A 1,230-nucleotide genomic window follows, 5' to 3' on the forward strand; every position below is an offset into this window, starting at 1 on the left:
TGTTGTGCTCTGAGCAAGATCTAATAGCTCTCTTAATGCCACGGAATACATCGCGTATTCAGCATCATCGCTCGCTTTAAGTTCAGTTAAAGTGGACTGCCATCGAAACACTAAATCTTCATGCTGCTCCATCCAAGTATTAATGCGTTTCGCGATGTCTTTAGGAGCGCCTTTCATAGCAAGAAGCCCGCTTGTAAGCGCGCGCTGTTGCCAGTCAAGATCTTCTCTAAATGCTTCCCTTGCAAGTGCCTGCCAGTGGGTTGAAGGGCTCAATCGATCGATCTGTTGGGCGAACCAATTAAGATCGAGGTAGTCGCCAATGCCGTAATACACTTCAGCCACGCGCTCTAAGCTTGCATTTGAGGCTTCATGCGCTTCAATAATCCCGAGAGCGGCATAACTCAACGAAGCTCCCGCAATTGTACTAGCTAACTCATCGGGAACACCCTGTTCAGTTAAGGATGTGAACCGAGCGTTCCAGCTTTCTTTCACTTCACCTCTCAAGTAATCAGGCAAATGCGCCGAAATCTGTGACACACCAGAGGCAAATCTTTCTATGTTTGCTAAGACGTGTAGCTCTGAGCGGCGATTGCGGATAAGCCAGCGAACTGATCGCCGTATCAAAGTCATTAAACTTAGCATCATGTCGATCTGCACGGTTGCAGGCACTTTATAATCAAGCGCCTCAATAGACTCCCAATAATGATCGAGTTTGAATACGTCTTTCGCAATCAAATATGCAAGCGCAATTGATGTCGCATTCGCGCCCGTAGAGGTATGAAGCCGCTCAACAAAAGAAATGCCCATGTGGTTGACCATATCATTGGCGACCTGCGTTGCGACAATCTCACTGTGTAACTGGTGCTGGCTAATCTGCTCGCCGAACTTCTTATTCAAGCGCGAGGGAAATACATTGAATACTTCTTTTGCAACGTAAGCATCTGATGTGAAACATGAATCGTTTAGCAGCTCTTTGAGATCACCTTTCACATACGAAATGAGCACTGCTAGCTCAGGGCGAGTCAAGCCGGAACCGATAGATTTTCTTTCCACCATTTCCTCTTCGAGGGGTAAGAACTCTAACTCTCGGTTCAACTTGCCTGCTAGCTCCATGGAATTCATTAAGCGGCGATATTCTTCAGTGCGAGCAATCGCTTCGTGCGAGGCGATACTAATAGCTTGTGTTTGTCGATAATTGTGGCGCAACACATGTTCAGCAACATCATCTGT

The 1,230-nt window shown here is 46.8% G+C and carries 1 pseudogene; it reads right to left on the reverse strand.

Going from position 1 to position 1,230, the window contains the following annotated elements:
* Positions 1-1,230: pseudogene (locus tag A3739_RS24865) on the reverse strand (NAD-glutamate dehydrogenase domain-containing protein); the annotation flags it as partial.

The sequence above is a fragment of the Oleiphilus sp. HI0067 genome, assembly GCF_001635735.1.